Below are 19265 nucleotides of genomic sequence, written 5' to 3'. Positions count from 1 at the left end.
AGATCCTCCGCGCTCCGCTGGCACGGGAGCAGCGATCTCCCCGCACTGTCCGCATCGGAGGTCCGCGAGGTGTTCAGTAAGCTATAAGTAACCGATCCTAATCAGCTAAATTAGAGGCGCGGGATGGCCGAATGAATGAAGTCGGCCGGGTGTAGGAGCACCCGACCCGTGTCCTCGCACCAATTGAGGACAATGTATACTCACACACGACCCTACGAAAGAATTTCGGAAGCTGAGGCCGATAAAACGTCCCGAGAGCGCCTGCTGCGTGGTTTTATCGTTCCACACGAGGCCGGTCCACGACCGACTGGAAGACGCACACGACCGGTGACCGACACGCGGAGGGAGATCACACGTGACCGATAGCCACCAGTTCACACGGGTTCGCCTCGAGGAGGTTCTCGGCGAGGTGAAGACGCTCGACAGGGAACTCCCCGAACCGATCACGATGCGGCCGTCGATCAAAAACATCGAGGCCACGATCGAACTGTTCGAGCGGGTCGATACCACCCGTGCGGCCGCACAGGAACGGACTCGCTGACGCACTCGAGCGCTGCTCAGCGAGGGTCTCGACGGCCGATCACGCCGAATCTACCGCACACGGGTTCGGATACTCGGACACGCGGCCGCCGAATCCCGGGTTCGTGGCCCACCGAGCGGTCCATTTTGGCGTCACGTGAACGGATCGTGTCGGACGGTCGACGGCGAACGGCGAATCGAGTGATCGGCCGACTCGAGATTCGTACACGATAGGTCGAAGTTCGTGTGCGTGTTCGGAAACCGGATTCTATCGACGTGCAACTCGAGGGGGTGGTCGAACCGATCCATTACGTCTTCCGTTCACGTGGAGAGTGGCCGAACGTCACGATAACTACGTGAAATGGACGCTCCGTCCACAACGGTCTCGAATGGGGGCACAAGCGGGACTGCTCTCCCGGAACTGCTTCCACCAGTGACGCGACCGGATGAACTGGACCGTTTCGAGTGCCGATATCGTGATCGGCCACTGAACTGCTCGTGTTCCCCGCTCCGAACCGATTTGGTGCCCGCCAAATTCGGATGTGGGTTTAACTCCCCCCACAATCACGGTGTGATCACTGACACGATGTCCACGCTTCCGCCCTGGATCGAGAACCGGATCGAACACACTCTCGACAAAAAGCTCACGCAGCGCCACGTCGTCGAGACGATGCTCGAGGCCGAGCGGCCGTACTTCTCGGCCGAGCAGATTTGCGCTCGAGTCCGCCCGGACGTGAGCAAAGAGACGGTTCGTCTCCGACTGAACGAACTCCGCGAGCGGGACGTGGTCGCCGCCGACACGTATCCGGAGTCGATCACGCTGTACTACATCAACCACCCGGAGTCGAACTGGCCACTTTCGCCCGAAGGGAAAGACGCACTCGCGTTCGAGACGCCGCTCGAAACCCTCTCCGTCAGCGATTTCGTTCGCCTTCGAAATCCGGCCGGCATCCGAACGCTGGTGCTCGCGGGGTTTCAGTTGACGCTCGTCCTCTTTGCCATCGGGATCCTCGCGCCCGTCGTGTTAGGCGACCCACCCGTGCAGAGTACGAACGGGTACTGGGAAGCCGGTGGAAACCTCTTCGTGATGTGTTTGGCCCTGTTGCTCGCCGAGCGACTGGCGAGAATGATCCGAACTAAAAGAGGGGCAACGAAGCGCGTCCTTCCCGAACGCATCCGCTCCAGGTAACGCCGACGAACCGATCGATAAGCCGCCTGCTGCCCATCACGGTCACACGAACGAACCGAACGTTACGCACCGATGTCCAACGAACACCGATCCACATCGACCGATGCACAGACACAACCGGGACCGGACCTCTTGACTGAACGAACCCTGAGCGGAATCTTCGTCCACCTGCTGGGCCTGGGAACCGGGGTTGTCCTCCCAGCAGTCGTCTACCTGGTAGCGAAACGCGACTTCACGCGAGAAAACGCCCGAAATGCGTTCAACTGGCAGCTACTGATTACCGGAACGTTCGCCGTCCTGTTCGGAACGTTCGCTACTGGACTGGCGTTCGAATCGTGGGCCCCAGAAAACACGCCATTACGACAGATCGGGACGGTGTTTCTCCTCGTTTTTGCAGTGGGCGTTTTCGTGTGTACGTCCGTGGTCCTGATTAACTTCGCATTTGGGCTCATCGCCACGGGCAAAGCAATATTCGGCAGCGCCTGGTCGTATCCACTCGCACCGGATTTCGTCGGCTGGCTCGAAGCAAAAACCGAGGGCTCCGTAGTCTGGCCGACAGTTCTCGTCGGGTACGCCGCGACGGTACCGATCGCGTTCGCGTACCTCATCTGGACTGGTATCGCGGGAGGACCGGAAGGGAGCCTCGTCTTCGCCATCGGGTTCGGACTAGTCGTACTCCTGACCGTCGCATCGATAATCACCCCTGCAGTCCTCGTTCGCGATGCGCGAGCGAACGACACGTCGGATCCGAACTCGAGGACGAACTGGTTGCCGTATGTCGGCAGCCCGCTCGTCGTTGCCGTCCTGACGTACGTGCTGTCGGCGACACAGTTCGGTTCGGAGAACCCTCCCGGTGACGCGATCTACGCCTTTGCCGGAGCCGTCTGGCTCGCGACCGTCGTGTATCTGGTCCGGCAGTACTGACGAAAAGTGGCCGCCTTCCGTCGAAACGGGGTGGTCGGTTTATCGACCGTCGGAGGGCTGGGAACCCCTGTGAGATACTCGTCCGACAGTGAACACTGAGCTCCCAAATTACGAGGTGATCGAACCCGCTCTATTTGGAGTAACTGGAGATCGGCGTACGGAGGGAGGAGGTGGGCGCTGTGATTTGTGGTGCTGTCGCCCTGGCGACACCCGCCACGGGATCTTTCGCACGCAGGGTGAGACGACCCGTGAAGCGTGCAGTGCGATCCTGACGATTGCCGCGGTCGAGCGACTCGAGCGCGACCGGCCGTGTGACCATCGAGTGCGAACGGAAGTGCGATTGCACAACCGAAATGGAGGAGCGGTGGCACTATCCGGACTCGTTCGGCGGTCTCGATCTCGGAAACGGAGCCGTCTTTCGGCAACCACTCCTCGGCGTTTTCGTCGTCGAAATTGGTCGGGTGGAAGTATGCACCGACCACGGTCGTTGCGACCGTGCGATAATCGATCCGAAATCACCGTCTCCGCGTCAGAAACGGGGGAGAGAGTGGCCTTTCCAGTTCGGTAGCGACGACAGAGACTGACGTCGGTGTAACACCGTCTCTCGTTCGGGCCAGGACCGGGAGGCACTCACCCTTCTCCGCCCGTAGCCTCCGACAGCGTCTCGTCTTTCATCGAAAGTTGAGCCGATATCGTCCCTGCACGGCCGCCGCGGGAGTCCGTGATCTGGTAGCCGTGGCGGAACAGAATTCCGGACGATACCCGTCGGAACAGTCTAACGAATGTCCGGACTGTGAGAGGTCACGGTTCGACGACGCCGGGACGGGCGTTTCTGTAGCTGAGATCCTTCCTCGAGACCTATTGGAGTACCGACCAGTCGATCAGACGTGGAGATGTGCAAGACGAGAAAAGCAACTGAAAAATATGATGGACATGATGTCACGAGTGGACAGGTCTCGGTCAGGAGATCGTTCGGGACGATTCACCGAGTCGGCCAGCGAAACGACTGAGAGAGGTGCGTGATGCCAAGAACGGTGACCACAACAGCAGTACGACGGCTCTGAAAGCATCGCAACCGTTAGAACTTTTTACTCAGAGATCGTCGTCGAACGCAGTGGATCATCTCGACGAGATCTCTGTCGAAGAATTGCACGACGCCCTCGACAACGTGGAGGGAAAGAAGCCGACACAACGGCTCTTAGCAGCGATTGCGTACAAAAACGGTGTCACGCAGACTGAACTGGCAGAGTGGTACGACGTTCAGCGACGAACGATCTATAGCTGGCTCCAGCGACTCGACACCGACGAGTCGCTCGAGCAGGCCGTTACTGATGCTCACCGAACTGGAAGAAAAAGAAAGCTATCAGAAAGAGAGCAAAAAGAGTTCGAAGAAACGGTCCACGAATCACCCGAGGAAGTCGGCTTCGACGCGCCGGCGTGGTCGCCGGCGCTCGTCCAGCAGTATCTCGACGAGACGTACGACGTCGAGTACTCGAGCCCGAGCTGTCGGCGGTTGCTCAAAGAAGCGGGACTGAGCTATCAAAAACCGCGCCGTACAGCCGCTGAATCTGCTGGTGATGGGCAAGAATCGGGCCGTGAAGATCTCGAAAAAAGCGGCGGGAAATGGACGCCCCAGTAGGTGTATCGCTCGACCCGAGTAATCCGTGCAAGTCGAGCCGCGTGCCGCGCGATTCCCCGCGGCACGCGGCCGTCTATCGAAGTGTCTGGCCACCGCGACTGGACGTGTCCGTTGGGCGCGATCACCGTTTTCGGTGATCGCTTTTTCTCTCGATTCGAAGAGTACGTGACTTCCAAACATTCGAATATATCGTCCTCACATTATGCTAAGAGTTCGAAGATGATCTGATCGTTGTGCTGGATGGAGCACCGTCTTTTCGGGCGTCAGCCGTCACGGACCTCGTCTTCGTGAAATTGCCGGCGTATTCATCGGAAGTAGACTTACTCTCTGAACTCACGACAGCGATCGTTGCCGCTCTCGATCAACTCTCCATACCTGATGTGAGTGATTATTTCTAATACTCACTATAAATCCACGACGGCGATGGGATCGTCGTCAGTAACGACGAACCCGATGCCGGTCGGCATTCTCTCTGCCGGCGTACTCGAAGGCAGCCTCGAACGAGGCCCATGTCTCCGGGACTGTCGACGATGCGTTGCTTGGTTTCGGAGTAGCTACTCGAACATCGAACGTCGCCCTCCCCAACTTTAATAGATTTCCTACTGGATAAAAGTTTCGATATGGAAACCACCGATTAATTTATTACATATACGTCCGATTTGCTGGTGGACTACCGTATCAGCATTAACGCGGTTCGTAGTAGTATATCGGCCGCGACGCTGGTGCGCTAGTGACAAACACCCATGGTGAACGAGAACAATAGTACTGGCGATTCGCATCGGCTTTCCCGACGATCGTACGTCTCTGCGTTGGGGCTTGCAGCCGGACTCGGAACGCTTGGAACCGCCAATGCGGCATCGGTTTCGGTCGGCAAGGGCAGCTACAAGACGACACTTCCCTCGGGGGAATCAGAACCCCCGTCGACACGGTATACCACGTCGAACGTGTCTGCACCACTGCCGACGAACGACTGGTGGAGTACGCTGCTGTGGTTCCAGTATTCGGAACCGATGTTCGCACATCCACTCGCGTTCGACGCAAACGGAGTCGGGCTGGACGTCAGTAACCCGACAGAGTGGACGTACACGACTGACTCGTCGAACGATCCCCATCAGGGGGACGTCGCGATGATGGACGACGCGACAGATCTGACGATCGGTCACGCGGCGACCTCCTCGTTTGAGGACGTGCGCTGTGACGGCTACGGCGACTGGTCTGTCGACGCTGTCTGGGGAGGGGGCACGTCGACGAGCCTCTCGATAACCCTGGCGCAAGGATCACCGTACGTCTTCTGCGAGTATAGCGGCGGTGGCGCTGCTCTCTCGTTTCCCTCGGCGCCGACGGTCTTTACCGACGACGGCAACGTGCTGGGCGTGTCGATCGACGGCCACGCATACGGTCTATACGCGCCCTCCGGGGCGACGTGGTCGGGGAAGGGAACGACCGAATTAACGTCCGACCTCGCTGGTGCGGGGTATCTCACGGTCGCTGCACTACCGGAAGCGACCAGCACGGCACTCGCAGACTTCGAACAGTACGCGTACAACTTCCTCACTGACACCCAGATATCCTGGAACTACGACGAAACAGCCAGCGAGGTCGTCACGACTTACACGGTCTCGACGAGCGCGAAGGCCGAAAGTTCGTCGTCAGGAACCCTCTCGGCGCTGTTCCCGCATCAGCACAAGAACACGAGTGAGACGTTCGAGGGATACACCTACGAATCCGCGCGTGGGACGATGCAAACCGTCGCCGGCGGGTCGTTCACCACGACGCACTCGTTCTGCGGGATCCTCCCATTCTTGCCCGACGAGGGAACCTACGACGAGACGGAACTACAGAACTACGTCGACGACGAGGAGAGTTCACGGACGCTGGTCCGCACCGGTCCGGAGAACCCCGGCGACGGAACCTACTGGACCGGCAAGAACTACGGTCGACTGGCCGAGATCATCCCGATCGCAGAACAGTTAGGTGACACTGCCGCCGCGGACTACTTCCTCAACGGCGATCAGAACACGAAGGGGCTCAAAGACGACCTCGAACTCTGGTTCGACGCTAATTCGAGCGGGAAAACCACCTCGGAGGACGTGTTCTACTACAACCAGAACTGGGGGACGCTCATCGGCTACAACGATTCGTTCGGTTCTGGCGCAAACATCAACGACCACCACTTCCACTACGGCTACTACGTCCGCGGCGCCGCAGAAGTCGCCCGAAAGGATTCGACGTGGGCCCACGATTCCAACTGGGGTGGCATGGTCGATCTCCTGATTCGGGACTTCGCGAACCCCGATCGGTCGGATTCGATGTTCCCGTTCTTGCGCCACTTCAGTCCCTACGAGGGACACTCGTGGGCAGACGGTGGCGGGTCTGCGTTCGCCGAGGGGAACAACCAGGAGTCCTCCTCGGAAGCCCTCAACGCCTACGCGTCGATGATCCTCTGGGGAGAGTTCACCAACGACACCGAGATTCGCGACGCTGGCGTGTTCCTCTACACGCAGGAACGCTCCGCAGTCCGGGAATACTGGTTCGACGTAGACAACGAGAACCAGCCGTCGGGCTGGAACTACGACTACGCTGCGATGGTGTGGGGCAACGGCTACAAGTACACCACCTGGTGGACCACCGACACCGAGGCCATCCACGGTATCAACATGCTGCCGATGTGTGCCCACATGGAGTTCCTCGGCTGGGACACCCAGTACGCCCAGTCGAACTACGACGAACTCGTCGCCAACGACGTCGACGGCGATGACTTCAGCTACTGGCCGGACATCGTGTGGATGTTCCGATCGTTCTCGGACGTGACCGACGCGAAGAACAGGTGGCAAGCGAAGAAGAGCAGCTATCCCGTCGAATTCGGCGAGACGAAGGCCCACACGTACCACTGGATCTACAACATAGACGGGATGGGCACGCCCGATCCGTCGATCACAGCTGACCATCCCCTAACGGCCGTGTTCGACGACGGCACTGCCAAGACCTACGTCGCGTACAACGGCGGGAGTTCGCCGATCACGGTCACGTTCTCCGATGGGACGGCCCTCGACGTGTCGGCGAACTCGATGGCCACATCGACCGGGGCTGGCGGTGGGGGGTCGGGCGACTCGACTGCCCCGACCGCGCCGTCGAACTTAACAGCGACCGGTAAAACGGACACGTCAGTCGACCTCTCCTGGGACGCCTCGAGCGACGACGGCACGGGCGTCGACCACTACAACGTGTACGTCGACGGAACGAAAGACCAGGAAGTCACCGCCGGGACCACGTCGACGACGGTCTCGAACCTCTCGACGAGCACCACCTACGACTGCTACGTCACGGCAGTTGATGGCGCAGGCAACGAGTCGAGCGCTTCGAACACGGTCTCGGTGACGACCGACTCCGGGTCGACCGGATCAACTGCCCCGACCATCGACAGCGTCAGCGTCACGAACGTCTCGAACGGTGGCTGGGCGAGCTTCAACGTAAACTGGACCGTTTCGGACGCCGACGGCGATCTCTCGTCGGTCGTCGTCGAACTCCGGCAGAACGGTGTGCAAGCCAGTAAGACGATCAGCGTCAGCGGATCGAGCGCGTCCGATACGACGAACGTCCGCGACAAGAAGGGCTCGGGCAGCTACGACGTGATCCTGACTGTAACCGACGCCGCCGGCAACACGAGAACGCAGACGAAGACCGTGGTAGCCTGAGGTCGGTCTCGGACAGGTCCCGATCGCGTCGCACTTTTTCGCCACTTTTCTCACCGTTTCCGGTAGTACGATCGAGCGAGGACGTGCCAGCGATCCAGTAAAACCAGGCTGGCGCTCCGAGAGAACGCCGATCGATCAGCGGTCTGCCGACGCTGCTGGTGACGACGAGATTGCGATCTTCGCGGCAGAGACGGCCGCGTTGCTCGAATCGTACCGCCTCCGGTACCGAGCACCCCATCGCTGGCCAAGGGAATCGGACCTGCAAACGACAGCAGGGATTCCATCCGTACCAGCACGTCGCATCCGGGAGAGCGACCTCAGTTATTCATCGCCCGCTTCGTACAGTACCAATACGTGCCGCCGAACGTGACGAGACTCCCGACGACGAGTAGCAGGTCGACGAGTGCGATGACGTACGCGGCGGTACCGGACTGGAGAAAGAGAAACGAGAACGCGAGGAGGATTCCCATCACGGTGACGACCGCGAGCAGGAGCGGTATTTGGTCCCGCTGCTCGCAGACTGCGTCCATGAGGACCTCTCTGAATCTCATATCGTCACTTTCAGCCGAACGCTCATTAACGTCCCGGTCAGCGCCGGCAGACGGTCCGTGACCCCGATTGCGACGATTGGACCGTATCGACTGCCGGCCGATAGCCCACTGAGCGGTAGGTTTATACATCGAGCGAGGGAGCACTGAATGTATGAAACGCGGGTTAGTAAGCCTCAGAGAGTCGGAGACACATCGCGAACTCCTCGCGGAAGCGGCGGAGTGGTGCGCCGGAGCCGACGGCAAACTCGTCGTCCTCTGGCACCTCGACGAAGGCGAATACGATGCCGATGTGGACACCCTCGAATCGATCGAGCGGGTCGAACACGTCGACTACGACCACTCGGCTATCGTCGAGGGTGCCGCGGTGGACGCGACGGCGTTCGTCGAATCGGTACTGTCGGAGACGGACGTCGACCCGGAAATCGTGGTCGTCGTCGACTCCGAAACGACGCGTGCTCAGCACGTCCTCGATACGGCCGTGGAACGCGAGTGTGACCACGTGTTCATCGTCGGAACCTCCCGGTCACCCGCCGGGAAAGCCGTCTTCGGCGACTTCGCACAGCGAGTCATCCTCAACTTCGACGGCTACACGACGCTCGTCACCGAGTGAGCGAGCGCCGGGCGTCCGCCCGCGTGCCCGACAGTCGACGAGTCAGATGGACTATCGGCCGCCACCGTCGAAGATATTCATCACATCACGCCACGCCGAGACGGCGGCGTCGCATTCGGGGTCGGTGTCCCAGTCGGCTATCGTGTCGTCGGCTTCGAGACGGGGAACCGTCCGTTCGACACCGTCTCCCCAGGATCGAGAACTGGAAATGATCCAACGGCGGCCCCACGCGACTGGGAACTGCCTCGCGGAGTACGTTGGTCGGCACGTCGATAGCCGTCTCGATATCTGGCGAATCGAAGACGACCATGCCGATCACGCACCCGAGCAAGAGTTCGTCACGCGCCCGCGCTAAGGCGTCGCGGGCGGTTCGGTCGACCGTCCCGTGATCGACCGAGTCTGGAAGATCGGTCTCGGTCTCGCCGCGGGTGAACACCGTCACGTCGTGGCCGATTGCACCCGCTTTGCGGGCGATTCCCCGACCCGACGACTGGCCCCTTGACGGCCGACCGCTCAGTCTTCCAGCGGTGCGCTGTCCCAGTACTCGTGGTCCGGTTGGCTGCGGAAACACGCGGTGCGGTGTCCGTCTGTCTCACCCGTGAGGGCTGGACAGGACTCGCGACACGCCTCGCGCGCTTCGGGACAGCGCGTGTGGAAGCGACAGCCACTCGGCGGGTCGACCGGGTCGGGGATGTCGATCTTGCGCATGGGTGGTTCGCCCGCGCCGGCCGCGTGGAGTGCGAGGTCCGGCGTCGCCCACCGCAAGACGTTGGTGTAGGGATGTCGAGGGTCCTCGATGAGTTGCTCGGCTGTCCCGACTTCGACGAGTTCACCGAGGTACATCACGCCGATGCGCCCGTCCCCGTGTTCGGCGAAGTAGCGTGCGTTCGAGAGGTCGTGCGAGATGAACACGAACGATGTGTCGAAGTCCGCCTGCAGGTCCAACATCAGGTCCATCATCTCGACGCGCAGGGAGACGTCGAGCGCGCTGATCGCCTCGTCGGCGAGGATGAGGTCGGGGTTCATCAATAGCGCACGGGAGAGTGCGACGCGCTGTTGTTCCCCACCACTGAGCTGGTGTGGATAGCGGTCGGCGAAGTCCGCCGCCGGGTTCATCCCGACGCGCTCGAGCAGCGAGTAGATTCGCGCGCGTCGCTCACCGAGGCCGATGTCGGGGTGCGTCTGTTTGATGGGCTGGGCGAGGATGTCGACGATTCGACGATTCGGGTTCAACGAGCTTCCGGGGTCCTGATGAATGATCTGGAGCGACGAACGGATATCGCTGAACGGGATGTCGACCTCGCCGGTTCCGTCCTTGGCCGCCCAGACGTCCTGCCCGCGGTACCGGACAGTTCCGGCGGTCGGTCGCTGTAGCCCGATGGTTGTCTTACCCAACGTCGACTTCCCACACCCGCTCTCGCCGACGAGCGCGAGAACGTCGTTCTCCTCGATGTCGAGCGAGATGCCGTCGACCGCTTTGACGACGTCCGGGTCCTCGAAGAATTCAAACAGCCCCTGTTCCTTCTCGAAGTGGACGTTGACGTCGTCGAGCGAGATGAGCGGTGCGTCGGCGTCGTCTCGGACAGTCGCGTCGGAAACGGTGTCTCTCTGGCTCTCTTGATGACCCGCGAGATGGTCGCCTCGCTGTCGGAGGACGTAGGCCAGCGCTATCGGGAGACGCTCCAGCAGCGCGACGACTTCGACGTCCGCACGAACGACGACATAACGGGTTCGTTCAACATCATCGACGGTGTCGAGGTGTGCATTCAGGTGCCGAACCCGCTTTCGTCCGGGGAGGCGTTCGGAATGATCGACCTGAAAGATCCGGAGTTCGCCGCGAACGTCCACGAGGAGTTCATCCCGCGGTGGAAAGAAGCGGAACCGCTCCAGTTTTAGGGCGCAATTTCGCCGCGTAAGGTTCCCATTTCGACGACGCGCTCGGCGTGGGCGTTGTGCTGGTGGATCGACTCGTCGTTGGACTGACTCATCGTGATCACCGCGTCGTCGGGCAAGTGGTCGAATTCGTCGACGACGCCCTCGGCCAGCGCTCGCACACAGTCCTCGACGAACTTGGCGTCCGCGTGAGCCTCGTAGGTCATGTGGTCCTCGTCGGGCCGTTTCGCGAGGTTGTAGATCCGCGCGCTCATCGAATCTCGAGCGATGTCGATGATGTCGTTCAGGTCGACCGCGGGATCGCCATCGGCTTCGACGGTCAGCGTCGCGTGCCCGCGCTGGGAGTGGCCCGGTTGGGGCACTTCGTCCAGGAACTCCGTGATCGTCTCTTCTTCCACGCCGAGGTCCTCGAGCGTCTGTTTCGCGCGAGCGGCGGACATCCCTTGCGAGCACGGACAGACGGTCATGCCGGTGACCTGGGCACCGATTTCTTCGCGGGTTCCCTCGTCCGTGGCGGTCGCCGAGGCGACGATGTCGACCATGTGCTGGTCTCGCGGTCACTCGCCGGCGTCCGCTCGCGACGCATGTACTCCGCTTCCATCGAAACCTCGGCTTTCGACGTGTAGTCGTGTTTCTCGAGCAACGCCGACCACTTCGTTGCGCTCGATGGCCATACTCACGTCGTCTAAGACGAACGTCTCGCCGTCGTCGTACGTGACGCTGGCGTTGCGCATCTCGATTATCGGGTCAGTTGCCGCCGTCGGATCACCGTGCCGTCGTTGTGCTGTAGTATCCGGTGTCATTTAGAGCACCTCCGTCACGTCAGCGTCGTCGTCGCCCGCCGTCGAACTGGACTCGCCAGACATCCGAGTTCGGACGCGAGGGTTGAACACCCGGTCGAGCCCCTGGCTGAGCAGGATGAGCCCCAGTGAGAGACCCATGATCGCGACCATCGGAGCCAGCAGCCAGTGGGCCGCGCTCCACGAGAAGAGCGCACCGCCGCTGTAGGCGAAGTTGAGAGTTACCCCCCAGTTTTGCGTCGAATACGGCAAGACGCCGAGGAAGTACAGCCCCACGGAGGCGAACATGACGTACCGCGCGGCGAACACGAAGTTGACCGTCACGTACGGCATCAGGTTCGGGATGATGTCCTTCAGGATGATTCGGGGCGTGCTGACGCCCATAGTTCGCGACGCCTCGACGTAGTCGTTCTCGCGGATGGTGAGTACCTGCGAGCGCAGCGACCGGCCGAGACCGGCCCAGTAGCTGATGTTGATGACGACGCCCAGCAGGATGGGGTTCTCCGGATTGAGCGTCACCGCGAGGATAATCACGAGCGGGAGGCCCGGAATCGCCATGACGAGGTCCGAGAACGACATCAGTGCTCTGTCGACGCTTCCGCCCTTGTAGCCGGCGACGGTCCCGATCACGACGGCGACGGCCGTCGCCCACACCGCACCGGCGGTAATCATCAGCAGGATATCGGGCGTCGAGTGGACGATGAGCGCGGCGAGGTCCGTCCCCGAGGCGGTCGTGCCGAGGGGATAGTTCATGTTCTCGAACAGCATGAGGTAGCGCGGCGCTTGATTCGTCGACGGTTCTCGCCAGAGCCCCAGGATCGCGACGAGCGCCATCGTGAGATACCCACCGATGATGAGGAAGCCGAGTCGCGTTCGCCAGTCAGCCCACGCGACGAGTAGCGGGGTACGTATCCGGTCGTCGTACACCTCGCGGAGTCGCTCACGCGTCGTCACGTCCGGTGCCGACCTGCTCTCACTTCGCCAATCCACGCTGTCCGTATCAGTAGGCTTCATCTGAATCACCTGCGCTGATTCGCGGGTCGATCTTGCTGTAAGTAAGGTCCGCGACGTAGACGCCGAGGACGAGCGCGATGGTGATGATGAGGAAGGTCCCCATCATCAGCGGGTAGTCGTTGGCGTTCAGCGCGGAGATGAGGTAGTAGCCGAGTCCGTTGTAGGAGAAGATCTGCTCCAGTATGACGGTCCCGCCGAGTCGGAAGCCGAGCAGGAGCAAGAATCCAGTGTACATCGGCAAGATGGCGTTCCGGGCGACGTATCGAGTCGCGATACGACGGTCCGAGAGGCCGCGAAGCCGAGCCACCTGTACGTAGTCGTTGCCGAGTACCTGGATGCTGTTCCCGCGCATCGCCAGTGCCTGTCCCCCGATGGCGCCCAGCGTGTACGAGAAGATGGGCAGCACGCTGTGTTCCAGCGCACTGAGAACGAACGGGATGCTGAGTTGCCGTTCGACTCCCGTTCCAATCGTCCCCGCAGTGGGGAGCCAGCGAAGCTGGTAGGCGAAGACGTACAGCGCCAGGACGGCGACGACGTAGAACGGCACCGACATCAGGGTAATCGAGATACCCGAGAACAGCTTGTCGAATCGGGAGCCTTCCCAGTACGCCTGCAGCGCCCCCAGGAAGATGCCGATAGCGAACACGAGTATCGTCGAAACGAGCACGACGAACACGGTCCACGGGGCCGAACTGGCGAGTATCGAGACGACCGGTTCGTTGAGCGAGATCGACTCCCCGAGGTTACCCTGGGCGAGTGCGAACATGTAGTCGATGTACTGCTGCCAGAGGGGTGCGTCCGGACGGATGTTCTGTAGGTTAGCGATTCTGGCGTCTACCTCCGCAGCCGGCACACCCTGCCTGAGTAACTGGGCGCGCAACTGCGTATACGGACCGCCGGGTAGCAACCGTATCAGGCCGAACGTCAGTGATGCGACCATGAAGATTGTGGCGAACACCCTGGCCGTCCGGCGCACGTAGTAGTTGACCATTTCGTACTCTTCTGATGGTGTTACCGATCGGACGCGTTCAGCTTGCCTTGCTTGGGCAGCCAGTGCGACGGCCACTTGACACCGCGGGCGGAGTCGTCGGCCGGGGCGATGTCCCACTCGTCGGAGGTGAGCCAGGATTGGTCCTGTTTCGCGACGAGGCCAAGGACGGGGAGGTTCTGGTTGTTGTGCCACGCGACCCGCGTTATGGTCTCGGAGGCCTGCGTTTCGTCTTGCATCGTCGCGACGCTGCGTATCTCTTCGAACGGGTTCAGCGTCATCTCGCCCGAGCCGTCCATCGCCGGGACGGTGTATTCGCCTTCGGCGAAGTTGTGTCCGCCACCGACGTCCGGAACGTTCAGCTGCCAGCGCAGCGGGAAGTACGGGTACGACGATCGAGCGCCACCGGGCAGCCAGTAGAACGCACCGATCTTGAAGTTGGAGTCGGTGTACGTACCGAAGAAGTCGCTACTCGGCACCGAGTTGATCTCGAAGTCGAAGCCAAAGGAGTTCAGCTGATCGACGACGGTATTCGTCGCGGTCGTCCAGTCGGTCCACCCGGCCGGCGTCAGGTAACTTCCGCCGAGCGCGTTCCCGTCATCGTCACGCCACGTCCCGCCCGATTTCGAGTAGCCGGCCTCGCGGAGCAGCGTGGCAGCCGCCTCGGACTGCGTAGCTTCCGCCCCGTAGCTCTCGAAACTATCGTAGGCGCCGCCGAGCCACGACTCCTGGTCGGCCGGTGCGATACCGGTGACCTTTGGCGCGGGTTTTTTCGTGCGCGGCCCGGCGTTGTCGGCGACCTGCTGGCGATTGACAACGTGTGCGACCGCCTGGCGTACCTTCCGGTTGCCGAAGTCCTCGTCGTCGTGGTTGAATATGATCCCGTACCCCCAGTTCGCCGGGAGAGTGACCTCTTCGACGTGATCCGGGAAATTATCGACGATCTTCGGGGGGGCGAACATGCTCGTGACGACGTCGAGTTCGCCGCCCATCAGCCCCTGCTGGAGGGCACTATTTTCCTGTCGGCTCAGGAGTTCGTACGTGTCGAAAGTGACGTTATCGGCGTCGTAGAAGTGCTCGTTGCGCGAGAGCGTCCAGGCCTGGTCGCTTTTGGATTCCAGTGTGAACGGACCGTTCCCGTGGACATCTTCTTCCCACTCGAACTGCTGGATGGCCGATGCGTCTTTGTCCAGGAACTCGTTGTAGACAGGTTGGTACCCGTGAATACGAAGGTCTCCGTTCGCGAGAGTATGTTTAATAATCTCCGGGTTCGACGGCTTCGAAAGCGTGATGACAACAGTTTTATCGTTTTCGCCCTCCGCGACGCTGTCAGCGAAGTCCCACAGCGTTGCTTCGGTCTTTTTCATCAGTCTGAACTGCGTGATGACGTCACCTGCCGTGACGTCATCACCAGTGTCCCACTTGAGGTCGTCGCGCAGCGTCAGCGTGACAGTCTCGTCTTCGAACGACCAGTTCTCGAGGCCGGCCAACTCGAACTCCTGTGTAGAGAAGTTGTAGGCGGCGAAGCGCTCGAAGATGTGGTTGCCCGCAGTCCAGTCGTAGTTCTGGGTCGCCATCGGATTCAGGTGCATGTTCGTCGGGACGCCTACGTTCGTCGCGCCCGTCAGAGTGTTGCCGCCGGACGAACCCCCGCCGCTACACCCAGCGAGGGCTGCAGCTCCAGAAACACTGGTCAGTTTGACGAATTGCCGTCGGCTAATCAGATCGCCATAGCCTTCAGTAGCTCGTGACATTACGTACAATTATCGCACACTTACCTATATTAAACATTGTGGTTGTTAATGGCAATCGCGCTCCGTATCCCGACACCTTGACAGGTGGTGCCCCGGGGCATGTCGGAGTCGCACGCGAGTTGAGGCACATCGCGGCGAGTCAGCATCAGTGCCTGTCCCGACGGAACCGTCGCGACGAGTTTTAGACCGGCCGTGTCAGGGCCATCCAAAAGTATAAATGCACGTGACAGAATCGTTCTCACGATGCAGTCTAGCGATACGCAACCGCTGTTTAGGGATCCGACTGTCTCGACCGCGGAACGAGTCAGCGACTTACTCGGTCGAATGACGCTCGAAGAGAAGGTCGGTCAATTAGTCGGGACGTGGGCGGGCCACCTCGACGAGTTCAAAGATATCGACGACGTCGTGACGGAAGTCACGGAACACAACGTCGGGGCCGTCGCGTCGTTCGGCTGGGGCGGTGCCGTGGACATGCGACTGGACGATATCGTCGAGAACGTCAACCGAATCCAGGAGGCCGCGCTCTCGGAGACACGTCTCGGTATCCCCCTGTTGTTCAACGTCGACGCCGTCCACGGTCACGCCTACGTTGCCGAAGGAACGGCGTTTCCCAACGGTCTCGGCGCCGGGGCGACGTGGGACGCCGACGCAGTCGAGCGGGGTGCCCGCATCACGGCCACTGAGGTCCGACGAAGCGGCGCGCACCAGAACTACTCCCCCACCTGTGACGTAGCGCGTGACCCACGGTGGGGTCGCACGTTCGAAACGTTCGGCGAGAGTCCCTACCTCTGTGCGAAACTGGCGGCCGCGAAAGTTCGCGGCTATCAGGGTGATGGCATCGAAGATCCGTCGTCGGTCATCGCGACGGCAAAGCACTTTCCGGCCTACAGCGACCCTGCGCGTGGCGAAGACGCCGCCCCGGTCGAAGTGTCACAGTACCTGTTGCGGAACGTCTTCTTGCCGTCCTTCCTCGACGTACTGGACGAGGACGTCGAGTCGGTGATGCCCTGTTACAACGCCGTCGACGGGGAACCCGCACACGGGTCGCGGCGCTATCTGACCGACCTGCTCCGCAGGACGCTGGGTTTCGACGGCACCGTGGTGTCCGATTGGGGCGGCGTGAAGATGCTCGACGAAGACCACAAGATAACCGCGGACCACCGCGATTCCGTCCGCCAGACCCGGGAAGCCGGCCTCGATATCGCGTCCGTCGACGCGATCGACCACGCCGAACACCTCGTCTCGCTGGTCGAGGACGGTGAAGTGGCCGAGGCCGTCGTCGACGACAGTGTCGAACGTGTACTCGAACAGAAGTTCCGATTGGGGCTCTTCGAGGACACCTTCGTCGACCCAGGCGAGGCACGTGATGTGGTCGGGGCCGACGCCCATCGCGAGGCGTCTCTCGAGATCGCACGCGACTCGATGACCCTCCTGAAAAACGACGACCTCCTCCCGCTCGAGACGGATGCGGACGTCCTCGTCGCCGGGCCGAACGCCGACGACGTGGTCCACCAGCTCGGCGGCTGGAGTGTGCCCGACCCCGAGGGAACCGACGTCGTGACGATTCGCGACGGCATCGAGGCGATCACGTCCGGCAACGTGGTCTACGAACAGGGGTCGACGATGAACGACACGCTGGATGTGGATGCGGCCGTCGAGGCAGCCGAAGACGCAGATATTGCCGTCGTCGCCGTCGGTGAACCGTGGTATCTCCACGAATTCGGCCCGACCGTCGACACCGGCACCGAACCCGACGAGTTCCCGAACCGACACACGCTGCACCTGCCTGACGCCCAGCGCGAGCTCGTGGAGGCGATCCACGAGTCGGGAACGCCTGTCGTCGGCGTCTTGGTCACGGGCCGACCGCTCATCGTCGACTGGATGGACGAGCACGTGCCAGCCCTCCTCATGGCGTATTATCCCGGAACGATGGGCGGACAGGCGGTTGCCGAGACGCTCTTCGGCGAGAACGACCCCAGCGGCCGACTCCCCATCTCGATTCCGAAGTCCGAGGGCCACCTGCAGACACGGTTCAACCACTTCCCACATCCCACCCCCATCGATCAGGAGGAACACCCCTCGTCGTACGATCCGCTGTTCGAATTCGGCCACGGACTCAGTTACGCCGACTTCGAGTACGACGACATCACACTGACCGAGTCGACCATCGGGCCACACGACACGACGACAGTTCGGGTGCCGGTTGCAAACGTCAGTGACCGACCGGGAAGCGACGTCGTACAGGTGTACGTCACGAACCACGCGAGTGCACGCGTCACGCCGGTCCGCGAACTCCGTGGCTTTCAGCGCGTCTCGCTCGACGGTGGTGAGAACGTAATGGCGGAAATCGAACTCGCCGCGGCCGAGCTGGGGCAGGTCGGCGCTGACGGGGTTAGACGGACGGAGGCGGGCGCGTATTCGGTTCACGTCGGCGAGCAGACGGTCGAACTTACCATCGAGACGACTTACGACTGAACGACGTCGTCGAACGAAATCGCCTCCAGGATGATCTTTTGGGCTTCGATGTCCTCGAATACCGCTCCCCATCCACCGACGGTGAGTTCCGCTCCCCCGGTATCGAGGGTCACCACCGCATACGTCGAAAGCTGTTCGAGCGATGGCGAATCGTCGTTGATCACGTCGGGATAGTAGATCTCCGTGACCGTCCCCGTGACTGTACGGAACTCGTCGGCCGCCACATCGATCCCCGAGATGGTTACGGCGACGTTCCCGCCGCTGTGGTGCAGCGAGGAGATGTCTCTGATGAACTCCTTGAGGCTGATATACGGCTTCGGGAGTTCCTGCCGTGAGGCCAGTGACTCCCACGGATACCAGAGGCAGGTCTGGTAGTACCAGTGGTTGATAAACGAGAGGATATTGTCGTTGATCAGAATACCGTAGTTCTCTGCGGCCCGCGAGTTCGGTGCGAAGTACGTTCGGCTCCGGTCGAGCACGGAGATGAACGGACCAGGAATATTGACGAGGCGTACTTCGAGGTTCGTCCTGGAGAGGTCCCAGGACTCACTTCGTTCGGTCAGGCCAGATTCGTAGTAGATAGCAACGTGGACGATGACGCCCCGGTCAACCGCCGAATAGAGTTCTGTCCGCAGTGACTCGAATTGGTCGGCGGTCAGCGCGACTTCGACTGCGACGTCGGTCTCTCGGATCTGATTCCGGACGTGTTCGAGCACCGTGTCGGCGTGCTTGACGACCCCCACTCGGTGGTCTTTGAGTTCCGGTTGCTCCCATCGATCTTCGAGTTCCTCGGCGGCATCGGTAAACAGTTCTCCCCGTTTGCGCAGATGAGCGAGGATGTCGACGGGATCCGAGGGCTCTGCGTGCAATCGGTCCCGGTCGATGGTATCGACGAAGCCCTTCGATTCCAGCGAACGAAGCGTGTCGTACACCTGGGTCGTTGGCACGTCTGATTTCTTCGCCACGTCGACAGCGGGGAGGCGCCCGTAGTCGACGAGCGTCAGGTACGCGTCAGCCTCGTAGGTGGTGAGGTCGGCGTTTTCCAGCGCCTGTTTGAGCGTGCTGCGGTTCATACACGATAGCTTGCGTCCAAGCGTATGAAGGTTTAGTGTAGTCGTTGGTTCGATAGCTCCGAGAAATGAAACTTATTTTAGATGCATGACCTCCAAAAAATGTAAGATACTTGTTTCCATAGATTGTTTGTGACTACCCAC

At 61.0% G+C, this 19265-nt stretch carries 14 protein-coding genes and 3 pseudogenes; 9 read left to right on the top strand and 8 right to left on the bottom strand.

Annotated elements, in window-relative coordinates; all coding sequences use genetic code 11:
* Nucleotides 1–355: 355 nt before the first annotated feature.
* The 5 genes and pseudogenes from NJT13_RS12725 to NJT13_RS12705 all read left to right on the top strand — a co-directional run bounded on the left by NJT13_RS12725 (nucleotide 356) and on the right by NJT13_RS12705 (nucleotide 7966).
* Nucleotides 356–541, top strand: coding sequence for a hypothetical protein (locus NJT13_RS12725; RefSeq protein WP_254522002.1), 186 nt, complete (start codon nucleotides 356–358; stop codon nucleotides 539–541).
* 564 nt (nucleotides 542–1105) lie between these two features.
* The gene (locus NJT13_RS12720) at nucleotides 1106–1708 is read left to right on the top strand and encodes a hypothetical protein (protein WP_254522001.1); all 603 of its coding nucleotides are present in this window, start codon (nucleotides 1106–1108) and stop codon (nucleotides 1706–1708) included.
* Between the two features lie 72 nt (nucleotides 1709–1780).
* A complete protein-coding gene (locus NJT13_RS12715) occupies nucleotides 1781–2632 on the top strand; it encodes a DUF4870 domain-containing protein (RefSeq protein ID WP_254522000.1) in 852 nt (283 codons plus the stop codon).
* A gap of 1114 nt (nucleotides 2633–3746) precedes the next feature.
* Nucleotides 3747–4669, top strand: a pseudogene (locus NJT13_RS12710) (IS630 family transposase).
* Between the two features lie 345 nt (nucleotides 4670–5014).
* Complete coding sequence (locus NJT13_RS12705; protein WP_256549394.1) at nucleotides 5015–7966, top strand: glycosyl hydrolase; 2952 nt, start codon at nucleotides 5015–5017, stop codon at nucleotides 7964–7966.
* Between the two features lie 317 nt (nucleotides 7967–8283).
* Here the strand turns inward: NJT13_RS12705 and NJT13_RS12700 are convergent, their stop codons facing one another.
* Nucleotides 8284–8517, bottom strand: a complete 234-nt coding sequence (locus NJT13_RS12700; RefSeq protein ID WP_254521998.1) for a hypothetical protein — start codon at nucleotides 8515–8517, stop codon at nucleotides 8284–8286.
* A 151-nt stretch (nucleotides 8518–8668) separates the two neighbouring features.
* Here NJT13_RS12700 and NJT13_RS12695 point away from each other — a divergent pair, with 151 nt between their 5' ends.
* Nucleotides 8669–9127 carry a universal stress protein gene (locus NJT13_RS12695; protein WP_254521997.1) on the top strand — a complete coding sequence of 153 codons (459 nt, stop codon included), beginning with the start codon at nucleotides 8669–8671 and terminating at the stop codon, nucleotides 9125–9127.
* 208 nt (nucleotides 9128–9335) lie between these two features.
* The gene (locus tag NJT13_RS12690; RefSeq protein WP_254521996.1) at nucleotides 9336–9482 is read left to right on the top strand and encodes a hypothetical protein; all 147 of its coding nucleotides are present in this window, start codon (nucleotides 9336–9338) and stop codon (nucleotides 9480–9482) included.
* A 158-nt stretch (nucleotides 9483–9640) separates the two neighbouring features.
* On the opposite strand, the gene NJT13_RS12685 is transcribed toward NJT13_RS12690, so the two are convergent.
* On the bottom strand, nucleotides 9641–10684 hold the full coding sequence (locus NJT13_RS12685) for an ABC transporter ATP-binding protein (protein ID WP_340681194.1): 1044 nt from the start codon (nucleotides 10682–10684) through the stop codon (nucleotides 9641–9643).
* Between the two features lie 39 nt (nucleotides 10685–10723).
* Here NJT13_RS12685 and NJT13_RS12680 point away from each other — a divergent pair.
* Nucleotides 10724–11023: pseudogene (locus NJT13_RS12680) on the top strand (DUF7436 family protein); the annotation flags it as partial.
* Here the strand turns inward: NJT13_RS12680 and mptA are convergent.
* The 5 genes and pseudogenes from mptA to NJT13_RS12655 all read right to left on the bottom strand — a co-directional run.
* Nucleotides 11020–11663, bottom strand: a pseudogene (gene mptA / locus NJT13_RS12675) (GTP cyclohydrolase MptA); the annotation flags it as partial. The pseudogenes NJT13_RS12680 and mptA sit on opposite strands and share 4 nt — an antisense overlap.
* A complete protein-coding gene (locus tag NJT13_RS12670; RefSeq protein ID WP_254521995.1) occupies nucleotides 11578–11823 on the bottom strand; it encodes a hypothetical protein in 246 nt (81 codons plus the stop codon). The pseudogene mptA and the gene NJT13_RS12670, both read right to left, overlap by 86 nt.
* Nucleotides 11824–12834, bottom strand: coding sequence for an ABC transporter permease (locus tag NJT13_RS12665; RefSeq protein ID WP_254521994.1), 1011 nt, complete (start codon nucleotides 12832–12834; stop codon nucleotides 11824–11826). It lies immediately after the preceding gene.
* Nucleotides 12821–13825 carry an ABC transporter permease gene (locus tag NJT13_RS12660; protein WP_254521993.1) on the bottom strand — a complete coding sequence of 335 codons (1005 nt, stop codon included), beginning with the start codon at nucleotides 13823–13825 and terminating at the stop codon, nucleotides 12821–12823. Before NJT13_RS12660 ends, NJT13_RS12665 begins: the two co-directional genes overlap by 14 nt.
* A 20-nt stretch (nucleotides 13826–13845) precedes the next feature.
* On the bottom strand, nucleotides 13846–15576 hold the full coding sequence (locus tag NJT13_RS12655; RefSeq protein WP_254521992.1) for an ABC transporter substrate-binding protein: 1731 nt from the start codon (nucleotides 15574–15576) through the stop codon (nucleotides 13846–13848).
* Between the two features lie 243 nt (nucleotides 15577–15819).
* Between NJT13_RS12655 and NJT13_RS12650 the strand changes: the two genes are divergently transcribed.
* Nucleotides 15820–18051 carry a glycoside hydrolase family 3 N-terminal domain-containing protein gene (locus tag NJT13_RS12650; RefSeq protein ID WP_254521991.1) on the top strand — a complete coding sequence of 744 codons (2232 nt, stop codon included), beginning with the start codon at nucleotides 15820–15822 and terminating at the stop codon, nucleotides 18049–18051.
* Here NJT13_RS12650 and NJT13_RS12645 read toward each other — a convergent pair.
* Complete coding sequence (locus NJT13_RS12645) at nucleotides 18042–19124, bottom strand: TrmB family transcriptional regulator (RefSeq protein WP_254521990.1); 1083 nt, start codon at nucleotides 19122–19124, stop codon at nucleotides 18042–18044. The two genes, NJT13_RS12650 and NJT13_RS12645, sit on opposite strands and share 10 nt — an antisense overlap.
* Nucleotides 19125–19265 lie beyond the last annotated feature (141 nt).

Origin of the sequence: Natrinema caseinilyticum, from assembly GCF_024227435.1 — an archaeon.
GTDB lineage: Archaea > Halobacteriota > Halobacteria > Halobacteriales > Natrialbaceae > Natrinema > Natrinema caseinilyticum.
Note: the sequence above shows the minus strand (reverse complement) of the source record. Positions and strands in the feature narration are given on the sequence as shown.